14 protein-coding genes are annotated in these 22,497 nt (G+C 55.0%); 4 read left to right on the forward strand and 10 right to left on the reverse strand.

The window, feature by feature from the left end; genetic code table 11:
* Position 1: 1 nt before the first annotated feature.
* On the reverse strand, positions 2-466 hold the full coding sequence (locus CSR02_RS08080; RefSeq protein WP_042787517.1) for an SUF system Fe-S cluster assembly regulator: 465 nt from the start codon (positions 464-466) through the stop codon (positions 2-4).
* A gap of 123 nt (positions 467-589) precedes the next feature.
* Positions 590-1,954, reverse strand: a complete 1,365-nt coding sequence (locus tag CSR02_RS08085) for a DUF445 domain-containing protein (protein ID WP_095045857.1) — start codon at positions 1,952-1,954, stop codon at positions 590-592.
* A 106-nt stretch (positions 1,955-2,060) separates the two neighbouring features.
* On the opposite strand from CSR02_RS08085, the gene CSR02_RS08090 reads away from it, so the two are divergent.
* Positions 2,061-4,859, forward strand: a complete 2,799-nt coding sequence (locus CSR02_RS08090; protein ID WP_099541204.1) for a phosphoenolpyruvate carboxylase — start codon at positions 2,061-2,063, stop codon at positions 4,857-4,859.
* A 45-nt stretch (positions 4,860-4,904) separates the two neighbouring features.
* Here CSR02_RS08090 and CSR02_RS08095 read toward each other — a convergent pair whose 3' ends face one another.
* The 5 genes from CSR02_RS08095 to CSR02_RS08115 all read right to left on the reverse strand — a co-directional run bounded on the left by CSR02_RS08095 (position 4,905) and on the right by CSR02_RS08115 (position 10,962).
* Positions 4,905-5,930, reverse strand: coding sequence for an alpha/beta fold hydrolase (locus CSR02_RS08095; RefSeq protein ID WP_099541205.1), 1,026 nt, complete (start codon positions 5,928-5,930; stop codon positions 4,905-4,907).
* 148 nt (positions 5,931-6,078) lie between these two features.
* Positions 6,079-8,166 carry an elongation factor G gene (gene fusA / locus CSR02_RS08100; RefSeq protein WP_042787520.1) on the reverse strand — a complete coding sequence of 696 codons (2,088 nt, stop codon included), beginning with the start codon at positions 8,164-8,166 and terminating at the stop codon, positions 6,079-6,081.
* 229 nt (positions 8,167-8,395) lie between these two features.
* Entirely contained in the window at positions 8,396-8,701 is a 306-nt protein-coding gene (gene rpmB, locus CSR02_RS08105; RefSeq protein WP_003624085.1) for a 50S ribosomal protein L28, read from the reverse strand.
* A 117-nt stretch (positions 8,702-8,818) separates the two neighbouring features.
* Complete coding sequence (locus CSR02_RS08110; RefSeq protein WP_042787690.1) at positions 8,819-9,112, reverse strand: hypothetical protein; 294 nt, start codon at positions 9,110-9,112, stop codon at positions 8,819-8,821.
* Between the two features lie 98 nt (positions 9,113-9,210).
* Positions 9,211-10,962, reverse strand: a complete 1,752-nt coding sequence (locus tag CSR02_RS08115) for an ABCB family ABC transporter ATP-binding protein/permease (protein WP_183172616.1) — start codon at positions 10,960-10,962, stop codon at positions 9,211-9,213.
* A gap of 181 nt (positions 10,963-11,143) precedes the next feature.
* Between CSR02_RS08115 and CSR02_RS08120 the strand changes: the two genes are divergently transcribed.
* Complete coding sequence (locus CSR02_RS08120; protein ID WP_099541207.1) at positions 11,144-12,016, forward strand: NUDIX hydrolase; 873 nt, start codon at positions 11,144-11,146, stop codon at positions 12,014-12,016.
* A gap of 4 nt (positions 12,017-12,020) precedes the next feature.
* Here the strand turns inward: CSR02_RS08120 and CSR02_RS08125 are convergent, their stop codons facing one another.
* The 3 genes from CSR02_RS08125 to CSR02_RS08135 are packed head-to-tail and all read right to left on the reverse strand — an operon-like array spanning position 12,021 to position 19,598.
* A complete protein-coding gene (locus CSR02_RS08125) occupies positions 12,021-15,008 on the reverse strand; it encodes a [protein-PII] uridylyltransferase (RefSeq protein ID WP_244176870.1) in 2,988 nt (995 codons plus the stop codon).
* An 8-nt stretch (positions 15,009-15,016) separates the two neighbouring features.
* A complete protein-coding gene (gene mutS / locus CSR02_RS08130; RefSeq protein WP_099541208.1) occupies positions 15,017-17,671 on the reverse strand; it encodes a DNA mismatch repair protein MutS in 2,655 nt (884 codons plus the stop codon).
* 40 nt (positions 17,672-17,711) lie between these two features.
* Positions 17,712-19,598 carry a tetratricopeptide repeat protein gene (locus CSR02_RS08135; RefSeq protein ID WP_099541209.1) on the reverse strand — a complete coding sequence of 629 codons (1,887 nt, stop codon included), beginning with the start codon at positions 19,596-19,598 and terminating at the stop codon, positions 17,712-17,714.
* 74 nt (positions 19,599-19,672) lie between these two features.
* Between CSR02_RS08135 and CSR02_RS08140 the strand changes: the two genes are divergently transcribed.
* Together CSR02_RS08140 and CSR02_RS08145 are read left to right on the forward strand one after the other, a co-directional pair.
* Complete coding sequence (locus tag CSR02_RS08140; protein WP_099541210.1) at positions 19,673-21,178, forward strand: carboxypeptidase M32; 1,506 nt, start codon at positions 19,673-19,675, stop codon at positions 21,176-21,178.
* A 146-nt stretch (positions 21,179-21,324) separates the two neighbouring features.
* Positions 21,325-22,476, forward strand: a complete 1,152-nt coding sequence (locus CSR02_RS08145) for an L-dopachrome tautomerase-related protein (protein ID WP_099541232.1) — start codon at positions 21,325-21,327, stop codon at positions 22,474-22,476.
* The last annotated feature ends 21 nt before the right edge of the window (positions 22,477-22,497 follow it).

Below are 22,497 nucleotides of genomic sequence, written 5' to 3' on the forward strand. Positions count from 1 at the left end.
TTCAGATCCCCTCACGTGGCATAGCAGCGCCGGGCTGCGCATTGGATCGCGGCATGTTTGAAAAACACGATGCTTTACTGCGCATGCTTTCCAAGGAAATACCCTCCAACGTAGTGCGTATGGCCTGATTGATCGTATCCCAACTGCCACACAAACCGCATGACACGCCGGTATCACACTCTCCGCCATCTACACAGGCTGTTAGCGCAATCTTGCCATCCACGGCTGTAATAACACTGGCAACAGAAATATCCGCCAACGGTCTGGCTAGGCGGTATCCGCCCTTTGCTCCCCGCTGGGAAAGCACAAACCCATGCGCGGACAAGACCTTGAGAACCTTGGCGACCGTTGGCTCTGGCACTCCGGTAATAGCCGCAAGGGTTGGAGACGTGACAACTCCTTCCTGTTCACCCAGTTTCACCAAAATGACGATTGCATAATCCGCCAGGCGGGAAAGTTTCAGCATTATCTGCCCTTGACCCAATTAAAGACCTGAGCGGTCCTGTTTCGGATACATGGCGATACACCGCTCTTGCGTCAACCCAAAACAAGCGGGCAACACCATCCCGCGCAAACGTGATCAACAGCCCTACTGGGCGTTCAGCCCAAATAGAAGGCGTAATACGGCAAACAGCAGCGCCCCAACGCCAAACCCGACAAGTGTGCCATTAAACCGGATAAACTGCAGATCCTTGCCGACCCGCAACTCAAGTTTTTCAGCTATTTCCACGGCATTCCAGCCAGAAACAACACGGGCAATAAATTCTGCCATGCGTTCCCGCATGAAGGGAAGCATCTTCAGAACCGTGCGGTTTACGCTATCCATAATCCTCTGCCGCATGGTCTGGTCATAGCGCATCTGGGCAGCCATGCGTTCAAGTGCATCCTGCACCACCGAGGCTATGCGACCCTCCGGGTCTTCCACATCGGCTTCCACCATACGGCGGAAACGCTGCCAGATATCTCCCCACCAGCCCACAACACTTTCATGAGACAGCACCCCCATAATGGTTTGGGAAAACTCTTTCCCCTTTTCCGGGTCTGTTTCTATGCGATCAATCTGGCCACGCACCCAGCTGGTAAAGCCTTCACGCAAGCTGGAATTTTGTGGATCGATTCGGTCCAGCTCCTTTGCTGCAGCCAGCAGGACCTTGGTGGCAATAGACCCCCCTATTGCCCAGCCCAGCAAACGCCCGCCCTGTTCACGCACGCGCTCCTCAATCATCTGGCGCAAAGCGCCTTCCTTGGATTGTAACGCATCCTTGATCTGCTCAAGCAGGAAGGAGAGCACTTCCTGATGTTTATCGTCATCCACAAGGCTACGCAGGGCACGCGCAATAATAGGAGCGAGATTACTGCCACCCAAAAGCTTGGGCATAATGCGGGCCACAGCATTACTGGCACGGCCATCTTCCAGCCTGTCCAGCATCTGTGGCAAAGAACGTGTTATGGATTTTACCAACGCATCCCGCGTGCCGGGGTCATCCAGCATATCCGCCATAAAAGCAGGAAGATCTACCTGCCCTAATACACGCTCAACTTCTTTTTGCGTAAACACCTGCCCGGCAACAAACCGCCCCAGCGCCCGCCCCAGCCTGTCCTTTTGAGCTGGCAGAATAGCAGTATGCGGAATAGGCAGCCCCATAGGCCGCCTAAACAGCGCCACCACAGCAAACCAGTCTGCCAGACCACCTACAACGCCGGCCCGCGCCCCGGCCCGCAGCATTTCCAGCCAGAAACCATCCCTCACCCAACCAGCGGCTGGGGCTGCATATCCCAGCACGGTTACGCCAGCCATAAGGCCCACCAGCCCTGTAGCTGCATTCTTATATCGCCGCAGTGTCTGGCGGGCAGCGAAATCCGCATCCTGATGAGGTTGAGATGTCATAACCCATTCAATAGCACTGTGCGCAAACACCCCCAAGAGTGCGTGAGCTGGTTGCATGCAAAACATAGACGTGAAAAGTTGTTCATCACTCTTTTTCACTTTGTTTCGTTGTTATTTCGATTCATTCCGGCTTTATAACCGTTCTATTGCAGGAACCTTCAGGACGCCCTTGATGACTATGGATAACGCATCTTCCCCTTCTTTTTTGGACAATATCCTTGCGTCCGCCACAACACATCCAGATGCTGGCACGGCCGCTGAGGGCACCAATCCTGTTATGAGCATTGCGCTCCGACTAGGAGAAGCTTTTTGCCGCAAAGAAGTTTCGCAGGCAGATATTGTTTCCTTGGTGCAAAAGCTGCGTGATGAAGCCTTTCTGGCGCGTGCGCGTAAGCTGCATCGGTATGTTGGGGGTGCCACGGTTGACGCCACCAAGGAAAAACTCCGTAATGTGGCACGTGGCGTGGCTGAAGCATGTGAGAACGGTTCTTTTACTGAATATCAAGATCGTATCTCAGCCATTCAGTTTGCAGCGGTTTTTACGGCACACCCCACTTTTGCCCTGAGCAATCCGGTCTATGCGGCTTTGGCAGAAAGTGCATCCCAAGCCATCCCCCCGCAGGAAGCACCATTTTTTGAAACGCACAGACGTGCCGCTCCCCCCACTTTGGAAGAAGAATTCACACTGGCAGCGCAAGCCATTACCCGTGCACGGGATGCCATGGACCTGCTGGTTGCCGCCTTGCTGGAAGAAGCCGCTACCCGCTGGCCAAAAGAATGGACCAGCCTGAAGCCCTGCCCCGTTATTGCCACCAGCTGGGTTGGATATGATACCGATGGCCGCACGGATATTGGATGGTGGGATACCCTGCGCCTGCGCCTGCGTATGAAGCTGTTCCAGCTCATGCGGCTGGAAAGCCAGATCATGCATGAAGGCGTGCTGGCCCCTGAACTGACAGAAAAACTGCAACGCGCCATAACTTGCGTAAAGGAACAGATTAGCGCTGTTCCTACTGGCCCAAGCGATGTGCAGGCTGTGGCGCATTTTGCAAAACTTCTGGTTTCTCAGCGTGATGCAGCATTAACACATGCTGCGGAACTGGATGCTCTGCTCCAAACGGCCATCAATACGGCACCCCCTTCTGCGCGTATTCCATTGGCCGTCGCCCGCGCGGGTTTTCTGGCACATGGGCTGGGGCTTGCACATACGCATGTGCGGCTTAATGCCTCCCAGATCCATAACTTTGTCCGCCAGAAGCTAAACCTGCTGGATGACCCCAACAACCCCGCACATCGCCGGGCGCTACTGAACCAGATTAACGAAGCACTGGAAGCCGTATCTCCTGTTCCTGTAGATTTTGGTGCATTGTTGAGTGATCCGTCCAGTGCCGGGCGCCTGATGATGACCATTGCGCAAATGGTCAAATTTATCGATTCCGACACGCCTGTCCGTTTCCTGATTGCGGAAACTGAAACAGGCTACACTCTGCTTTCAGCCCTATGGGTGGCCTCCTGCTTTGGCGTAGCGGATAAAATAGAAATCTCGCCCCTGTTTGAAACAGAAGACGCGCTCATGAATGGTGAGCACATTGTGGAAGAAGCCCTGCGCTCGCCCACATGGCGTGCGTATATCCGCCGTATTGGCCGTATCTGCTTCCAGTTTGGATATTCCGATTCTGGCCGATACGTTGGCCAGTTGGCAGCAACGTATCTGATAGAGCGCCTGCGCCTGCGTATTCATGATCTGCTTGTGCGCTGGAACATGCAGGATATTACCGTGGTGTTTTTTGATACACACGGTGAAAGCATAGGCCGCGGCGCGCATCCTTTCCGTATGGCAGACCGGCTGGATTACCTTTCTCCCCCACATGTGCGTGCCCGTTTTAAAACAACAGGCATTGCCTGCCGTGAGGAAACGGCTTTTCAGGGCGGTGATGGCTACCTGCTTTTCGGCACACCAGAACTTGCGGGGGCAACATTAGCCACTATTGCGGAAAATCTGTTTCTGCCCCTACGGCAGGAAGAAGACCCTATTTACGATCAACCGGATTTTTCGGCTGATTTCTTTTCCAGCATTAGCGAGGGCATGAAAAAACTGGTGGAAGACCCCGGTTATGCCGCACTATTGGGCGCTTTTGGCCCCTCGCTTATTGATAGAACGGGCTCTCGTCCACCTGCACGGCAAAGTGCAGAAAGTGCCACCCGTAAGCGCATTACGCACCCCGGACAGCTCCGTGCCATTCCCAACAATGCCATTCTTCAACAGTTGGGGTGGTGCGCCAATACTCTGCAAGGGCTAGGGGCTGCTGTACGCCGCCACCCGGAAACCTTTGAAACATTCCGCACATCCAGCCCGCGTTTTCATCGTGCGCTGGATTTTGCCCAGCATGGTCTTGCCTGCTCGGATGATAAGGTTCTGAAAAGCGTTGTCTGCCTGCTTGATCCCGGCTTCTGGCTGGACCGTGCTACAGAAGAGCAAACCCCTGCGCGCCAGCAGGCTTTTCTGTCTTTAATGCATGATCTGGAAAAGCTTGATCTCTCGGCAGAACTTCACACCATGTTTCGCCGCATTCAGGCTGATCACCTTGCATTAAGAGATGCATGGGTACATGCGCCGCGGACAGAACCGCAAATTCGCTTGCTACATGCCATCCGCATTATGCTTATTGAACAGATTTGGCTGCTGGCATGCCGTATTCCTTTCTTCATGCCGCGTGGGGGTTTTAATCATGATGTGATGATGCAGCATATGCTGTGTCTGGATATTCCAACCGTGCTGGAAGAACTGGCGCATATCTTCCCCACCACAACCAGCCCAACCACCCTTGATTTTCATGAACCACAAGGCCCGCGGGAAGAAGGTATTTACGAACGCGAACATCGCGACATCTTTGCACCCATGCAGCAGATGTTTGAACTTATCCGTGAAATTAGTGTGGCCATCATGCACAACATTGGTGCATTTGGTTAAAGCTTAATATTTTACCGGGGTTACCTGCATGGTAGCCCCGTATATTTACCGGCCACCCAGAAAACTTTCTACCGCCAACGTAAACAGTTGCGGATTTTGCAAAAATGCAAAATGGCTGGTGTTGGGCAGCACAAGTAAGCCTGCTCCTTCTATTGTTGCAGCCATATGCTCTGCCTGTACACGCCCCACAACACCATCATGATCTGCCGCAGCCACCCATAATGGCGCTGTAACCCGCATCAGGTCTGCATCATTCCAGTTAGGCTGCCTGCTGCGCATGGTTTGTAGAGCAGACTCAACATCTTCAAACCGATGCGGTGTTGGAGAAAGTTGCCGATATTCCTGCCGGGTTCTTTCCATAAAGGATTTGTAAGCGGGAATACCTTCTGCACGGGATAACAGGCCATCTGGCGTGCTCCACGGTGCAAACGCAAATATGCGGCTTACGCTGCTTGGGTGGCGCATGCCTACATCCAACGCCTGCACGGCGCCATCTCCCCACCCAACCAAGGCCACACGTCGCAAGTGTAGAAAGGCCATAACTGTCAGCACATCATCGGCCAGTAGGTCATACCCCAAAGGCAAGGCCCCCAAGGTACTACGCCCATGCCCGCGCATATCCACAACAATCACACGGCATCTGGCACGCAGCAATGCACGAGCCAGATCTCCCATATAGTTGGAATTGGCCAGACCATCATGCAGCAGCATGACGGGCACCCCTTCTCCGGCTGAAGCATAATAGAGCTGTGCCTTGCCTTGCGCTGGCACCATGCCCGTATCTACTGATAGACCACCACTTTCCGCTTCCAGCGCCAAGGGCGTTGGGGGCAAGGCACGCCAATCATAAACTCCGTTGATAGGCGGCATTTTATCTACAGAAGAAGATGCAAACGCCAATGAAGGCGCCTGCGCAAAAGCTTTGCGCGCAAAAAAGCCCGATGCCATACCCCCTAGCGCAAACTGCACAAGCTTACGCCGGTTTACCCGCGTTGTCTGCGTGATCGCATCGGGTGCACATCCAAACAGCTTTGGCATCTTGCTTGTCTTTCCGTTTCTTTTCTGTGCCATCACAAAACACTCACAGCGCGGTGATCTTACGCCACAACATGCCGCTTTGTATTTAGCGCACGCAACGTAATCTGGTTTTACACAATAAAAAAGCCGCCCCCTTTGCAGAGAGCGGCCTTTATATTCCGAAACCGAAAACCGGCTGAAATTACTTGGACTGTGCCATGATTTCTTCAGCAACGTTGCGCGGCACCGGATCGTAGTGATGGAACTGCATGGTGAAGGATGCACGACCCTTTGTCATGGAACGCAGGTGAGAAATGTAACCGAACATTTCTTTCAGCGGCACATAAGCACGCACCATAACGGTAGAACCGGAGGTTTCCTGGCTCTGGATCATGCCACGACGACGGTTCAGGTCACCCACCACGTCACCAACGTGATCGTTCGGGGTGGTGATTTCCACGTCCATGATCGGTTCCAGAATAACCGGACCAGCTTTTTTCATGCCTTCACGGAAACAGGCCTTTGCCGCGATTTCGAACGCCAGAGCGGACGAGTCAACGTCATGGTACTTACCGTCAAGCAGCGTGAACTTGAAGTCCACTGTCGGGAAGCCTGCCAGCACACCGGTGGAAGACTGAACGCGAATACCCTTTTCAACTGCCGGGATGTATTCTCTGGGAACAGCACCACCAACAACCTTGTTTTCGAACAGGATACCTTCGTTACGTTCAACCGGCTGGAACTCAATCTTCACTTCAGCGAACTGACCGGAACCACCAGACTGCTTTTTATGGGTGTAGGTTTCCGTATGCGGCTGCGTGATGGTTTCACGGTATGCCACCTGCGGTGCGCCCACGTTTGCATCCACACCATATTCACGACGCAGACGGTCGATAATGATGTCCAGATGCAGTTCGCCCATACCGGACAGAATGGTCTGGCCTGTTTCCTGATCGGTCTTGAGCTGCAGGGAGGGATCTTCACCAGCCAGCTTCTGCAGGGCCAGTGTCATCTTTTCCACGGCATCCTTGGTTTTCGGCTCAACAGAGATGTCGATAACCGGAACCGGGAAGGACATACGTTCCAGAACAACCGGATCTGCCGGATCTGCCAGCGTGTCACCAGTCTGGGAGTCTTTCAGGCCCACAAACGCAGCAATATCACCAGCGTGCACTTCCGTCAGTTCTTCACGCTTATCAGCATGCATCTGATAGATACGGCCAATACGTTCCTTGTGACCCTTGGTGGTATTCAGAACCGTATCACCGGTTTTAAGCACACCGCGATAAACGCGCACAAAGGTCAGCGTGCCGTATTTGTCGTTGATGATCTTAAAGGCCAGACCAGCAAACTTACCATTCGGGTCAACCGGAATGATGGGCTGGTTTTTTTCGTCTTCTTCTTCACCTTCCGGCGGAGCGCAACGAATACCTTCAACGTCGTTCGGAGCCGGCAGGTAATCAATGATGGCATCGAGCAGGGGCTGCACGCCCTTGTTCTTGAACGCCGTGCCGCACAGAACTGGACGGAACTCACCAGAAATAGCGCCTTTTTTGATGCAGCGCTTCAGGGTTTCAACAGAAACATCACCCTTATCGAAGTATTCTTCCATAGCTGCATCATCAACAGCCAATGCCGTATCCAGCAGGTTCTGGCGTGCTTCTGCAGCCTTTTCCTTCAGATCAGCCGGAATTTCTTCGTCGTGGAACTTCGCGCCAAGTTCACCGCCTTCCCAGACGATGGCCTTCATTTCCACCAGATCAACAACGCCAACAAACTTGTCTTCTGCGCCAATTGGCAACTGCAGCGGGATAGCAACGATATCCAGCTTTTCTTTCAGCGTATCAAATGCACGGTAGAAATCTGCGCCAGTACGGTCCAACTTGTTGATGAAGATGATCCGAGGCACCTTGTAGCGGTCTGCCAGACGCCAGTTGGTTTCGGACTGCGGCTGCACACCAGCCACACCTTCAATAATGAACACGGCCCCATCGAGCACGCGCAGGGAGCGGTTCACTTCAATGTTGAAGTCGATATGTCCGGGTGTATCAATAATGTTGATACGGTGGCCGTCCCACTCACAGGTCACGGCGGCGGACGTAATGGTAATACCACGTTCACGTTCCTGAGCCATGTAGTCAGTCGTGGTGTTACCTTCGTGCACTTCACCAATTTTATGGGACACGCCGGTGTAGTACAGCATACGTTCGGTCGTGGTCGTCTTACCTGCGTCAATATGCGCGGTAATACCGATATTACGAATCTTGGACAGATCGGATGTGGCGGACACGAAAACCTCCAGAAAACAGGTCAGGCGCGAATGGAAACCCCTTCGCGCCTGTGGCCGCCGCGCGCCGTATTGGCACCTGTGATGTTAAAATCTTCAGGAAACCCGGCTGCCGGAAACCGGCCGATAGACGACGATGTCTGGCACCTTGCCAGACATCTACACCGCAGAAACCGGCCCTACCCTTTTAACTGAGCAGATCCGGCCCCACTGAATAAGGTAAACCCCTGAATCAGGCGCCTGCGGCAGCCTGCTTTTTGGCCTGAGCGCGCAGAACGCGGCGCTTGATGACCTGTGCTTCTTCAGGAAGCTTGCGGTTAGGCGTGCTCAGCAGGAATGCATCCAAGCCGCCATTGTGCTCAATGGTGCGCAGGCCACGGGCGCTTACGCGCATACGCACGGCAGAACCCAGAGTTTCAGAAACCAAGGAAGCATCCTGCAGGTTGGGCAGGAAGCGACGGCGGGATTTGTTGTTAGCGTGGCTGACGTTGTTTCCGGTCAGCACACCTTTGCCGGTAATCTGGCAACGACGGGACATTGTCTCATCCTTGTCTTATACAAAATAGGAACAGAGGGCCGAGACAAGCGCCCGGCGACCACATTCAGGATTGGCGCGGCTTATGGCTTAGCCACGGCGTTCAGTCAAGGGTTGTGCTCAGGCTTTCTCGTTTTCCTGCCCAGTCTGTGCCCTGACAGACGCATGCACTTCCCCCGATCTGACGCTCTGGGAAGCTGAGTCGAGAATGCGCAAAACGGTGTCCTTATCCATAATCTGGGCAAGAATACCTACAGAATTGCCCAAAAGAGCGGAGGCCACTGCCAGCGGAGGATATTTTTCATTCCGCAGGTGCTCAACGGCGTGCTGAATAACCATGTTGCACCGTTCCAGATCTTCGGGCACGTCTCTGTTTGATCCGGCTTCGGGAGTCTGCCCTGCTGTTTCGGTCATCTCTTTTGATCCTTCATTTTTCTGCGGCCCGTATCCGCTGCGGGCGCGCGATTCGTCAGACATAGTCCAGCCTTACCCGCAGGCCAGCCCCTTGCTTATCATGCCTCCTGCCCGCTTTCTCCACCTTGGGCAGCCCACATGGATGCATAGACAGCATTCTGGGCAAGCAGGGCTGCATGCGTGCCACGCTCAACAATATACCCATCTGCCATAACCAGAATTTCATCTGCATCCACAATAGTGGATAAGCGATGGGCAATCACAAGCGTTGTGCGGCGCGCTGAAACCGTTTTAAGCGCGGCCTGTATTTCTTTTTCAGTATGTGTGTCTAACGCACTCGTGGCCTCGTCAAGCACAAGAACGCGTGGGTCTTTCAAAATCGTACGGGCAATGGCAACACGCTGTTTTTCTCCACCGGAAAGTTTCAGCCCCCGCTCACCAACCTGTGTTTCATACCCTTCCGGCAAGGACATGATAAAATCATGTATCTGCGCAAGCTGGGCCGCCTGCTGCACCTCTGCGGGCGTGGCCCCTAGTCGTCCATAGGCAATATTGTAGCCAATACTTTCATTAAACAGCACGGTATCTTGCGGCACCACGCCAATGGCTGCCCGCAAATCTGCTTGTCGATAATCCCGCACATCATGCCCATCCACCATTACGGCACCGGACCATACATCGTAAAACCGGAACAATAGTCGGCTGATGGTGGATTTTCCTGCCCCTGTGGTGCCCACAATGGCCACCTTGCGCCCTGGAGCCACCTCAAAACTGATACCATGCAGAATTTCACGCTCCGGTCGGTATCCAAAATGTACATCCCTGAACGCAACACGTGCAGGCGCAGAAACCTGGAGGCGCGTGGCGATTGAGAGCGGATGCACAGGGTCTGCCACCTCCACTTCCTCTTCCGTCAACCCCAGCATGTGTTCAAGATCCACCAACGCGGTACGAATGGCGGAATAAACAGAACCCAGAAAATTCAGCGGCCCATAGAGTTGCAGCAGATATGTGTTGACCATCACAAACTCGCCAACCGTAATGCGCCCGGCTTCAATATCATGCCCGCCCAACAGCATAATGGCGGTAAGCGACAGCGCGATAATGGCGGCCTGCCCAAAGTTGAGAAACCCTAGGGAATACTGCGTTTTGCGCGCGGCCAGTTCATAACGCGCCTGTGCGCTGTCATACCTTTGGGCTTCGTGCTGCTCATTGCCAAAATATTTTACGGTTTCGTAGTTCAGCAAGCTGTCCAGCGCTTTGCCCGTGGCCTCGCTGTTGGTTTCATTCATCTCACGTCGAATACCAAGCCGCCAGGATGTAAAGCGCACGGTAAACAGAATGTAGGCTGCAATCATCAACGCCATTAGCGCCACATACTGCCAGTTAAAAACACGCCAGATAACCACCATCACCAGCGCTGCCTGCACGATGGTAGGAGAGATGGACATGATCATCCGCAGCAGAGTTTCCACAGCCTCTGTGCCGCGTTCAATCGCGCGTGTGACCCCACCAGTACGACGGTCCAGATGGAACCGCAGGGAAAGTGCATGCATGTGCTCAAAACTGCGGTAAGCCGCCTGCCTTGCCACCCGAAACCTGACTGGCGCAAACAACGCATCTCGCAAATTGGTAAGTGCTGCAGAAACCAGCCGCACTAATCCATAACAGAGAATAAGAGCCGCTGGCGCCATGGCCAGCGAATGCGGGTGCGTAAACTTATCCACCACACGGCTGTAAACAAGCGGAATACCCAATGTGGCCAGTTCGCCCCCCAGCATAACCACAAGAACCAGCACAACGCGCCAGCGCAGGGCATGATTTTCCTGTGGCCACAAATATGGCAGCAAACGTGAAAGTGTTATGGAAACCGGCTTTTTGAGCGACCCGGCAGCCGCGCGACGTGGGGACATACCCCGCATGTGCCATGCTGGGCGCATTTTGCAACCCCGCCACACCTTGCCACCGCCTTTACCACACCCGATAACAACGTCAGACACGTTCGGCACAGTTCAACAGGATCTTGTTTCCATGTCTTCTGACATCACGCCTTTTCTTCGGCATCTCAGGCAGTGCAACACGGCTATCATTCCTGGCAAACGTGCCTCTTTTTCTCTGGCGGGTACAGCTGCGGGATGGATTACACCGGAACTGTTTGACAGGCTGGAACAAGAAGGCCTTGGCAACCGCACATCCGGCTTTAACCTACCAGACCCCACCAAACTGGAAGCGTTGGGTGAAGTTCTGGCGCAGGAAGGCTTTTATCGCTCCCACCACGAGCTGTTTGATGTCCGAACAGATGCAGGCCAACCTGCCATTGGGCGCATTGACCGAGGAGCCTTACCTCTGTTTGGGCTGGTTGCCGTAGGCGTGCATATGAATGGATTGGTCCGCAAGGCAGATGGCCTTTACCTATGGACAGGTCGCCGGGCTGCAAACAAGCGGCTGGACCCCTCCAAACTGGACCATCTGGTGGCAGGTGGCGTACCTGCGGGCCACACCCCCCGCGAAGCCTTGATAAAAGAAGCTGCGGAAGAAGCCAGTATTCCCCGTGATCTTGTCGCTCAGGCACAGGAAACCGGGCATCTGGTTTATGCCATGGAACGGCCTGAAGGCCTGCGGCGGGATATTTTAGTCTGTTACGATCTGTATCTGCCCGAAAACTTTGAGCCAGAAGCCGCAGACGGTGAAGTGGAATCCTTCGCCCTACTACCTTTATCCGAGGTTTTTCAGATCGTGCGGGACACGGATGAATTTAAGTTCAACGTCAATCTGGTACTGATTGACCTGTTCCTGCGCCATGGCCTGATAGATACCAGCACACCCGCAGGCCAGCAGCTACGGGCGGGGCTTAACCACGGTCTTTCCGCCGCCAGCCCCGGCCATCATCCTGTTTCAGCCTGAAAAATCAGGCTGAATAACGGGCATCCGCACATGCGCTGGCCTCGGCTTCAGCCTCTTTCAGCCCGGCCAGCAAACGCTCCCGAATTTCTTCCAGACGTTTTTTATCCGTGATTTTCAGACCAAAAAGGTCTTTCACATAAAAAACGTCCACGGCCCGCACGCCATATGTGGTGATATGGGCCGAGGCAATTTGCAGGTTTTCACGGCTCATGGCTGCTGTCACATCATGCAACAGGCCGGGCCGGTCACGCCCATTGATTTCAATAACGGTATAGGTGTTGGAAATTCCGTTATCTATGACCACGCGCGGTGGAACATGGATGGCACGCATGCGCATAGGCATGTGTCCAAACCCGGCACGGGCAATTTCCTCACCAATATCCAGATGGCCGCTTAATCCCTGCTCAATCAGAGATGCCAACCGGGCAAGTTTATGCGTTTCCTCGTACGCCTGCCCGGAGGTATCCTGAATCCAGAATGTATCCAGCGCCATACCGTGCGTCATGGTATGAATACGCGCATCCACAATGGAAGCGCCAGCCAAAGCCAGAGCCCCAGCTATTTTTGAAAACAGGCCTGGCACGTCCACCGTGTAAATGGTGACTTCCGTAACCCCTCGCGCTGGCAGGGGCAGTACTTCTACTGTAAGCGGCGCATCCTTAGCGTCTGCCGCACGAATAAGACGCGCATGGCGCCGATGTGTTTCATAATCAAAGGAAAGCCAATACCCTGCATATCCCAACCCCAGAAAACGTTCTATATCCTTTTGCGGAATACCGTCTTCAGCCAGAATATCTGCTGTAATTTCCTTGGCGTGGCGCACACGCACATCGCGCTCTGTTGTTGCCAGCCCCCCGGCCAGAACTTCTGCCACACGCACATACAATTCACGCAGGAGCGTGGCCTTCCATGCATTCCATACGCGGGAACTGACGGCACGCATATCCACAATGGTCAACAGCAGCAACAGGCGCAGACGTTCTGGAGACTGAACAATATCCGCCACATCCAGAATGGTTTTGGGGTCATCAATATCACGCTGGAATGCTGTATGGCTCAGCAGCAGATGATGCAGCACCAACCATGAAACTGTTTCTGTTTCCTCACCCGACATACCAAGGCGCGGGCAAAGTTCTGCCGCAATTTCCGCCCCGATTTCAGAATGATCTCCACCCCGCCCCTTGGCCACATCATGCAGCAACACGGACATATACAGCGCCCGTTTGGAATGCAGGCCCTTGACCAGCTCGTAAGCAATGGGGATTTCATCTGCCATGCGGCCAGCGGCTACTTCATCCAAAATACGCACGGCTTCTATGGTGTGCTCATCCACCGTAAACACGTGGTACGTATCAAACTGCATCTGCCCGACAATACGCGCCCAATCTGGAATCAGACGGCCAAAAATGCCGGTTTCATTCAGAATATGCAGCCAGTGTGCATGCCCTGCTGGCGGATATTCTCCATAGGCCGCAGAGTAGGACAAGCCACTTTCTTCCACCACAGACGGCACAGAAGCTGTTGCGGGGCGACGCCGGGGCTTTTGTTCCACCGTGGACTCATCACCACACAGCAGATCAAGGAAAATGCGTGAGGCTTCCGGGTTATCCCGCAGGCTTGTGGCCCTCCGCTCCCACCGGATAAGCTGATGCCGCGCCAATGGATGCAACGGACGGCGGCGCACACGTGCCCAATCCAGAATCTGCATCATTTTAATGGGTTCCTGATCGAAGCTTACGCCACGATCAGGTAGGATCTGCCCGTCCAGCAAGGTAAACCCGGCCTGCCGCATGGCCTCATCCGGCTTGGCCGCATTGGCCACAGGGCCTTGAGCCTGCCGCAGCACTGCAGGTTCCAGCACATGGGTCAGCCGCATAACTTCCCGCGCAGTCAGGAAGTAATGGCGCATAAAGCGCTCTACCCCATTCTGCCGCCCATGCCGGGTATACCCCATACGGGCACCAATAACGGGCTGCATATCAAAGGTCAGCCGTTCCTCCGCACGCCCTGCCACATAGTGCAGGTGCAAACGCACCGTCCACAAAAAATCCCAAGAACGTCGGGCACGCGCAGCTTCCTGCTCCGTCAGCAGGCCCATCCAAATAAATTCTGGAGCTAGCAGGTCTTTTACATGCCGCGTGCCAAAGGTGTTGCGGCACATCCAATACAGGGTTTGCAGATCACGCAGCCCGCCGCGCCCTTCCTTGATGTTGGGTTCCACCAGGTAGGGGCTATCTCCAAAGCGCCGGTGCCGTTCCAAACGTTCACGGCGTTTGTCATGGATAAAACCAGCAGCACCGGCCTCTACGCTGGCCAGAATATATCGGGCCTCAAACGTTGCAAAAAGAGCTGTATCTCCGGCCAGCTGGCGCGCATCCAGCAATGCTGTGCGGACTGTGGTGTCCTTTTTGGATTCTTCAATACATTCATTAATGGTGCGGGTGGCGTGCCCCACCTTTACGCCCAGATCCCATAGAAAATACAAAACGTATTCAATAAGCGGGTGAGCCCGTTCTGCACTTTCCTCCGCCACCAAAAACAGCAGATCAATATCACTGAACGGCGCCAGAAGCCCACGCCCATAGCCACCTGTTGCCGCTATGGCAAAACTGGGCAATGTGCCACTTTCTACAATACCCACTCCAATAGTGGCGCGTACAGCCAGATCTACAATGGCCCGTACCATAACATCTGTAAAAGCCGCTATCTTTTTGGCCGCCGCAGCCCCTTTAAGCTCATGCTGCTCAAACCGGGCACGAATATCTGCCTGATACCGCCCCAGATGACGGCGGAAAATGGCAACAGCATCATCCCGTTCAGGAATAACAGCATCTTCCGGTGTGGCGTCTCTTAATTCCCGCGTCAGACACGCAGAAAGCATTTCTGGCGTTAGGGTTGCCAGCATGGTCATGTCGGACTGCTGCGCGGCGGCAGGCTCTACGGAAGGGGTGGGCATGAGAGGGGAATTCTGCTCCTGAATACGGTCTGGCATCTTGGTATCTATTCTGCCACCTGTGCCTGATCTTCCTGCGCGGCTTCCTTGCGCAATTCATACAGAAGATCCAGCGCTGCACGGGGTGTCAGACTATCCGGGTCAATCTCCATCAAACGTTTACTTAACGTATTTTGGGGTTCAATGGGTAATGTCTTCTGCGTGTCAAACAGCGGCAGAGGTTCGGGTATTGTATTTTCAGCACGTTCCAACTCCCGCAGCAGGCGTCCGGCCCGGTCTACTACAGCATGCGGCACGCCAGCCAACCGGGCAACATGCACACCCCAGCTTTTTTTGGCTGATCCTGCAAGCACTTCATGCAAAAACACAATCTGCCCCCGCCATTCCCGCACTGCCATAGTGTGCAGGGAAAGCCGCGGCAACGTATCCACCAAGCGCGAAAGTTCATGAAAATGCGTTGCAAAAATTGCGCGGCAGCGCACGGTTGAATGCAAAGCCTCCAACACGGCCCATGCAATAGCCAAACCATCCAACGTAGCCGTGCCACGCCCGATCTCATCCACCACAACCAAAGAACGCGGGCCAGCCTGATTAAGAATGGCGGCTGTTTCTGTCATTTCCACCATAAAGGTGGAGCGCCCACGTGCCAGATCATCAGAAGCCCCCACGCGGGAGAAAAGCTGGTCCACCACCCCGATTCGCACCCGATCTGCGGGAACGGGAAAGCCACCCTGCGCCAAAATAACAGCCAGCGCCGTCTGGCGCAGATAGGTGGACTTACCGGCCATATTTGGCCCTGTGAGCAGCATAACGCGCTGTTGCGGTGCTAGATCACATGTGTTGGGCGTAAAGCGTGTGCCTGCTGGCAGGGCAGCTTCCACCACCGGGTGGCGGCATCCTTCCAAGGCAAATGCACAATCTTCCGTCACCTCTGGCCGGCACCATGTGCCATTCCCCGCCAGATCAGCACAGGACTGTAAAACATCCAATACAGCCAAAGCCTGTGCCAGAACCGGCATGCTACGCTCTGCCAGAACCTGCGCAACCAGCTTGCTGAACAATTCTTTTTCCCGTTGCGCGGCCTTCTCTGCTGCTTCTGTTATGCGGGCATCCAGCGTTGAGAGTTCTTCCGTAGCAAAACGCGCGTTGCTGGCCGTACCCTGCCGCAAGATAAGTTCTGGCTTATCCTTCAGTTTGGCGCTGGCAGCCACAGGCACTTCCATGACATAACCAAGCTGCGCGTGATGGCGAATTTTAAGGCTATTTAACCCGTAATGCGCAGCATATTTGGCCTGCAAACCCGCGATCAGACGGCGCGAATCATCACGCAATCCACGGTATTCATCCAGCTTGACATCATAGCCTTGTGCAATAACGCCACCATCATCCAACCGCGCCGGAAGATTTTCCGCCAACGCGCGCACCAGTTCGGCTTCAAGCGCCTGCCCTCCGCCCAACCGTGTAACAGCCTGATGTATGGCTGGCGGCAAAGAGGCGTTGCCCCCCGTAAGAATGCGTGCCGCTTCCCGCGCTACCATAAGGCCATCACGCATGGCTGCCAGATCTCGCGGTTGCCCGCGGCCCAGAGATAAGCGACCGAGTGCGCGTGCAATATCGGGCGCTTTTTTAAGTGTGCCGCGCAATGCCTCTCGGCGCACGGAATCTTCTTTCAGCCACCACCAGCCATCCTGCCGGGCAGCAATCTGCCCTGCATGTGTAAGGGGGGCGGCCAGCCATTCCGCCAGCATACGCGCCCCTGCGGCACTGACCGTACGGTTTACGGCGGAAAATAACGTATGTTCCTCCCCTCCGTCTCGCGCACGCAAAATATCCAAACTGGCACGTGTGGCCGGATCTATCCCCAGAATCCCGCTTTCATTCTGCGGAACCGGATGCGCCAAACGTGGCAACTTGCCAGCCTGACTGCGCTGCACATATTCCACTGCCATAGCAGCGGCCACGCTTTCCTCATCCGTAAAAGTGCCAAAGGCTTCTATACTGGCCACATCAAAGGCATTGGCCAAACGCTGGCGAGCTGTATCCGCGCCTGATGCCACCGTTTCTGGCGCACGCCGGGCCTCGTAATCCGCCAGATCAAGAATGGCGGGCGCCAGAATTTCTGCAGGATCCAAACGGCCCAAAAGCGCGGGAAGGCCTTTGCCTGTCAGGCTTTCGGTTTCAAACAGCCCGGTTGAAACATCAATCCACGCGGCACCGATCACTGTATCAGCAAAGGATACCTCGGCCTTTTTACCTTTCCCCTTTCCTTGCGGCGCAGCGAGCGCCAATGCGAGCAAAAGGTTGGAGCGCCCAGGTTCCAGCAGTTCATCTTCTGTAAGCGTGCCGGGAGTAATCACTCTCACAACACCACGCGCCAAAGGTCCCTTGTTGGCTGGCCTGCCTTTGCGGGGTGTTTCTGTCTGTTCCGCCACCGCCACGCGGAAACCGCGCCGGATCAGACGCGCAAGATAAGCAGGGGCCGCCGCCACGGGCACCCCACACATGGGAATCGGCTCCCCCGCATGCGTGCCGCGCGCTGTCAGGGCAATATCCAGCGCAGCGGCTGCAGCCGTGGCATCATCAAAAAACAGTTCGTAAAAATCACCCATGCGAAAAAACAGCAGGGCTTCTGGGTTTTCGGCCTTGAGAGTAAACCATTGCGCCATTGCTGGCGTGGCACCTTTGGAGGAAATGCGTGTCATACCTCTATCATAAAGTGCTCACACACAGCGGCAACAGCCTTTAGGGCACGATATCTGTGCGTTTTTCAGCCATCTTCTGCAAAATCTGCACAACGGTGGCAATGCAGGGTTGCCACGGGGCATTCCCCTCGCCTGCCTGTGGCTGGCGTATCACCCGAACGGATGGATACCACAGGCTACGCACTTCTCCATCTGGCTGCGTGATGGTGGAACCAGATGCCCAGCGCCAGTCTCCGCCAAAGCGATCAAGCAGCAATACGGGCACGCCCAGCAGACCGCCCAAATGAGCGATCATGGTATCTACAGTCACCACCACATCCAGGCCGATCATGATACGGGCTGTTTCCAGCACATCACCTTGAGGCAATTTTTCCATTGGGAATGGTGGTTGCGTGCCCTCAGCATATTTTTGAAGAGACTGGAACACAACATTATCCAGCCCACTCAAGGGCGCCAAAACCTGCGGATTTATTGAACGCCTACGGTCAAACTGATAAGTTGGGCTTCCGGCCCAGCATAGCCCGATCCGCAGCAGTTTTTTTGCCCCAACTGATATGGGTTTTTGCACGCCTGCAATATCGGACTGCCATGCAAAAGGCGCTGCCAACCCTAGCACATCCGGCAAGCTCATAAGACCACAAGCCGCTGTGGCTTTGGAGGCATGTTCGTTAGGAGATACTTCTACATTCGGCAGATGGGCGAGATCCATCTGCTGCACAAAACGATGGATGCTGTGCGGCACATGTAGCAAAACCGGCACACGCTGGGCCGCAGGGGCAACATAGCGCAGAAACTGCAACACATCGCCCAAACCTTGCTCAGCATAAAGCAGCACGGGGTCTGCTTGTGGCTTACCCTCCCATTGCGGCAACCCGGCAGCACAGGCCGGAGGGGCTACAAGCTGGCGACGGGCCTCTAACAGTTGCCAACCTTGGGCAAACCGGCCTTCTGCCAAATACATCACGCCACGGTTCATACGTGCACGAGCGGCATCCACACCTTTGCCAGCCAGCTCCTCTGCTTTGCGAAACAATGCTTCCGCCTGCGCACTTTCACCCAGATCAGCCAGAACAGTGCCGTAATTAAACATGAGGCGTGCATCATGATGTTGCAATGCACATGCGGCCTGAAGTTCTTGCGCGGCTTCTTTCAACTGCCCCAACGCCATACATACCAGCCCCAGATTGCTGCGTGTTTCTGCTGCTTTGGGTTCCAGTTGGGCAGATTTTTCCAGAACGTTTCGGGCTTCCTCATAATTGCGGGTTGCAAACAACGCCGCCCCATGATTGGCCAAAGCGGGTGCGGACGTTGGCAATTCTGCCGCCACCCTCCGAAAATACGGTTCAGCCTCCGCAACCTTGCCAGCTCCATGCAAAATCATGCCATGCAGATTTTGTGCAAACAGATTTTGCGCATTCAGCCGCAAAGCCTTGCCCGAAACATCTATCGCTTTCTCCATCTGTGCGTGACGAGATAGAAAAGCAGCCAGAGCCAGATGCCGCTCCTGTTCCAATGGCCGTAACTTTATGGCCGTGCGCAAAGCACGTTCAGCCTCTGCAATACGTTGCTGCGCTTCCAGAACACTGGCCATGGCATCATGCGCACGCGGGTCTCTTGGTGATGCCAGAACGGCAACGTGGATAGCTGCGCGTGCGGCCTCTATCTTTCCTTCCGCCAGCAACGCCAAACCCAGCGTGATATGAAAATGTGGTTCAGCCTGTAACTGCACAGCCTTGGCCGCCAAAGCCACAGCGGCACGGTTATCTCCGCCCGCGCGCGCTACACAGGCCATGCCATGCAGTGCGCCAGCATGGTGCGGATTCTGCCGCAAGCCATCTTGCAGAACACGCAAAGCCTGTTCAGCATTGCCCTGTGCCAGCAACTCCAGTGCAGATTCTACCTGCCTATCCATTTGCATGGCTGTCAGCGGCTCCTTTTATAGTCTGATATGCCTCACAAAGTGCATTCCGTGCGCGGCGTGTATGCTTTACCATATATGCCATGAATAAAGCCTATCTTTCCCTTGAACGCCACTTTGCTCGTCTTTCCTCGCTGAATGATGCCATTGGCATCCTCTGTTGGGACAAGGAAGTGATCATGCCTTCCGGCGCGGCAGAACGCCGGGCAGAAAACCTGGCCATGCTGGAAGGGCTGCGCCACGAAATTCTGACAGCCCCGGTTGTTGCTGAACTGCTGGACCAGGCAGAACCGGGTGATGACATCTGGCGCCACGCCAATCTGGAAGAAATGCGCCGCCTGCACGCCCACGCCACTGCCCTGCCCGGAGAACTGGTGGAAGCCAGCACGCAGGCCACAGCCCGGTGTGAAATGGTATGGCGCACCGCACGCGAGGATGGTGATTTTGCGGCCATTCTCCCCACGCTCTCTGAAGTTCTGCGCCTCACGCGTGAAGTAGCTGTTGCAACAGGCGAAAAACTGGGCCTTTCCCCTTACGATGCGCTGCTGGACACGTTTGACCCCGGCACCCGCCAAACAGATATAGACCCGGTTTTTACACAACTCGCTGCGGGCCTGCCTGAACTGATAAGCACCGTGTTGGAAAAACAGAACAGCCTGCCCGCTGCCACCCCATTGCCCGGCCCTTTTTCCGTGCCGCGACAGGAAGCACTGGGGCGCCAACTGATGCAGCAACTGGGCTTTGATGTGACACGCGGGCGGCTGGATGTCAGCACACACCCGTTCTGCGGTGGGGCAACACATGATGTGCGGCTAACCACCCGTTATGATGAAAGTGATTTCATTCCCGCCATGATGGGCGTGCTGCATGAAACAGGCCACGCTTTGTATGACATGGGCCTGCCAGAAGTGTGGCTCTCCCAACCCGTTGGGCAGGCCGGGGGCATGACGCTGCATGAAAGCCAATCCCTGTTGATGGAAATGCAGGTGTGCCGCTCCAATGCTTTTGCCGGATGGCTTGCACCCAAACTTCAGGCCGCATTTGATATTCCTGCAGGCACTGCTGGGTGGAACGCACAGAATATTCACCGTCTTCTCACCCACGTGCAGCCCGGCTTTATCCGTGTGGATGCAGATGAAGTCACGTATCCAGCGCATATTCTGGTGCGGTACGAACTGGAAAAAGCACTGATTTCTGGCGATCTTCCGCTAGCCGACCTTCCTGCTGCATTTAACGCGCGTATTCACGCGCTTCTGGGCCTGCATGTGCCGGATGATGGTCGTGGCTGTTTGCAGGATATTCATTGGCCGGAGGGGCTATTCGGTTACTTCCCGTGCTACACCCTCGGCGCCTTAACGGCAGCGCAACTGCGAGAGGCCGCCTGCAAACAGGTGCCGCAGATTATGCCTGCCATTGCAAAAGGTGATTTTACACCGCTGCTGGGCTGGCTGCGTGAGAACGTGCATAGCCGGGCACGCAGTGCCTCCATGCCCCAGATTGTGCAGGATGCGACAGGGCGCAAGCTGGATGCCTCAGCCTATCTTGCGCATATCCACCGCCGTTATGTGGAACGTGCGGAAGACGCATAATCGCAAACGCCCCTCTTGCTTCATGCCTGAATGTGGCAGAGGGGCAGCCGCCCCGCACAGAACGCGTTTGCACAAACGCCGTGCAGGCCCGAAACTGCCGCATTCATTTTTCACCTGTTTGCAAGATTTCTGACCGGACGCCCCTGATGAAGCATTCTTTCCTGCGTTCTGTTCTGCCGCGCCGCACGGTTTGCCGTGCCATGCTGGCGGCTGCCCTGTTCTCTCCATTTATGGGGCACCCTGCATGGGCTGTGCATATGCCCAAAGTGCCGGAACTTCCTGCTTCCGCACTGGTGCCTTTCATGCAATCCAATCAGCAGATATGGGATGCTGTCTTGCCTCTGCCCGATGGCCGGATGCTGCTGGAAGCCCCGGCATGGGTTGGTAATACTGGCCCGCAGCTATGGGTGCGGCAGACCGATGGCAGCCTTGCTCCATACCCAGATGCAGACTGGAACAACCGCGCGGCCACAAATGATACCCATTTTGTAGCCCTTGCAGGCATGACACGTGCTGCAGATGGCAGCATCTGGGTGTTGGATAGCGGCGTGCCAAACCGTGAAAAACCACCTGTTGCGGCCCCACGCCTGATCCAGATTGACCCAACCACCAACACCGTGCCCCATACTGTGCCAATAGAAGCCAATCTGCTGCATCAGGGCAGTATTCTTTCTGGCATTGCCGTGCATGGCTCTACTGCTTATGTGCCAGATTCTGGCGTGGCAGGGTTGTTGCTTATTGATATTCCATCTGCATCAGGGAGGCGTTTTCTGGACCATCACCCAGCCCTTACCGCCACCAAACCGATCCAGACCCCTACAGGCCCACTGCTGAATGCAAATGGTCAGGCCATTGCCGTAGATACCAGCATGATTGCCGTAAGCCCGGATGGCACGTGGATTGTCATGCAGCCGCCCGCAGGCTTTCTCTATCGTGTTTCCACCTCCCTGTTCACAGACCCGGACGTAACACCTGCTGCGTTTGAGGAAGGTGTGACGCAATGGTACAAAACCCCCGCATTGGGTGGTCTGACTATTGATAACGATGGCACGCTTTATTGGTCAGACATCACCACAGGCAGCATTCTCAGCTATACGGTCGGGCGTATTCCACGCCGGCTGGTTACGGATGAGCGCCTGAAATGGCCCACCACCCCCGGTTTGGACGGGCACGGCCATTTGTATGTGGCGGCCAGCCAGCTTGATCACAGTATCGGGTTTGGGGCTGCAACGCCTTCCATTTCATGGCCAATTACTGTGTATCAGCTTACGTTGCCCACCACGCCTCCGCCACAATAAGGCGGTAGACTTTTCTTCTAA

The organism is Acetobacter pomorum, from assembly GCF_002738225.1.
Classification (GTDB): domain Bacteria; phylum Pseudomonadota; class Alphaproteobacteria; order Acetobacterales; family Acetobacteraceae; genus Acetobacter; species Acetobacter pomorum.

What these genes read in the sequence shown, in the direction of transcription:
- CSR02_RS08080 (WP_042787517.1), bottom strand. Translation starts at nt 466, where the DNA reads ATGCTGAAACTTTCCCGCCTGGCGGATTATGCAATCGTCATTTTGGTG.
- CSR02_RS08085 (WP_095045857.1), bottom strand. Translation starts at nt 1,954, where the DNA reads ATGTTTTGCATGCAACCAGCTCACGCACTCTTGGGGGTGTTTGCGCAC.
- CSR02_RS08090 (WP_099541204.1), top strand. Translation starts at nt 2,061, where the DNA reads ATGACTATGGATAACGCATCTTCCCCTTCTTTTTTGGACAATATCCTT.
- CSR02_RS08095 (WP_099541205.1), bottom strand. Translation starts at nt 5,930, where the DNA reads ATGGCACAGAAAAGAAACGGAAAGACAAGCAAGATGCCAAAGCTGTTT.
- rpmB (WP_003624085.1), bottom strand. Translation starts at nt 8,701, where the DNA reads ATGTCCCGTCGTTGCCAGATTACCGGCAAAGGTGTGCTGACCGGAAAC.
- CSR02_RS08110 (WP_042787690.1), bottom strand. Translation starts at nt 9,112, where the DNA reads ATGACCGAAACAGCAGGGCAGACTCCCGAAGCCGGATCAAACAGAGAC.
- CSR02_RS08120 (WP_099541207.1), top strand. Translation starts at nt 11,144, where the DNA reads ATGTCTTCTGACATCACGCCTTTTCTTCGGCATCTCAGGCAGTGCAAC.
- CSR02_RS08125 (WP_244176870.1), bottom strand. Translation starts at nt 15,008, where the DNA reads ATGCCAGACCGTATTCAGGAGCAGAATTCCCCTCTCATGCCCACCCCT.
- mutS (WP_099541208.1), bottom strand. Translation starts at nt 17,671, where the DNA reads ATGACACGCATTTCCTCCAAAGGTGCCACGCCAGCAATGGCGCAATGG.
- CSR02_RS08140 (WP_099541210.1), top strand. Translation starts at nt 19,673, where the DNA reads ATGAATAAAGCCTATCTTTCCCTTGAACGCCACTTTGCTCGTCTTTCC.
- CSR02_RS08145 (WP_099541232.1), top strand. Translation starts at nt 21,325, where the DNA reads ATGAAGCATTCTTTCCTGCGTTCTGTTCTGCCGCGCCGCACGGTTTGC.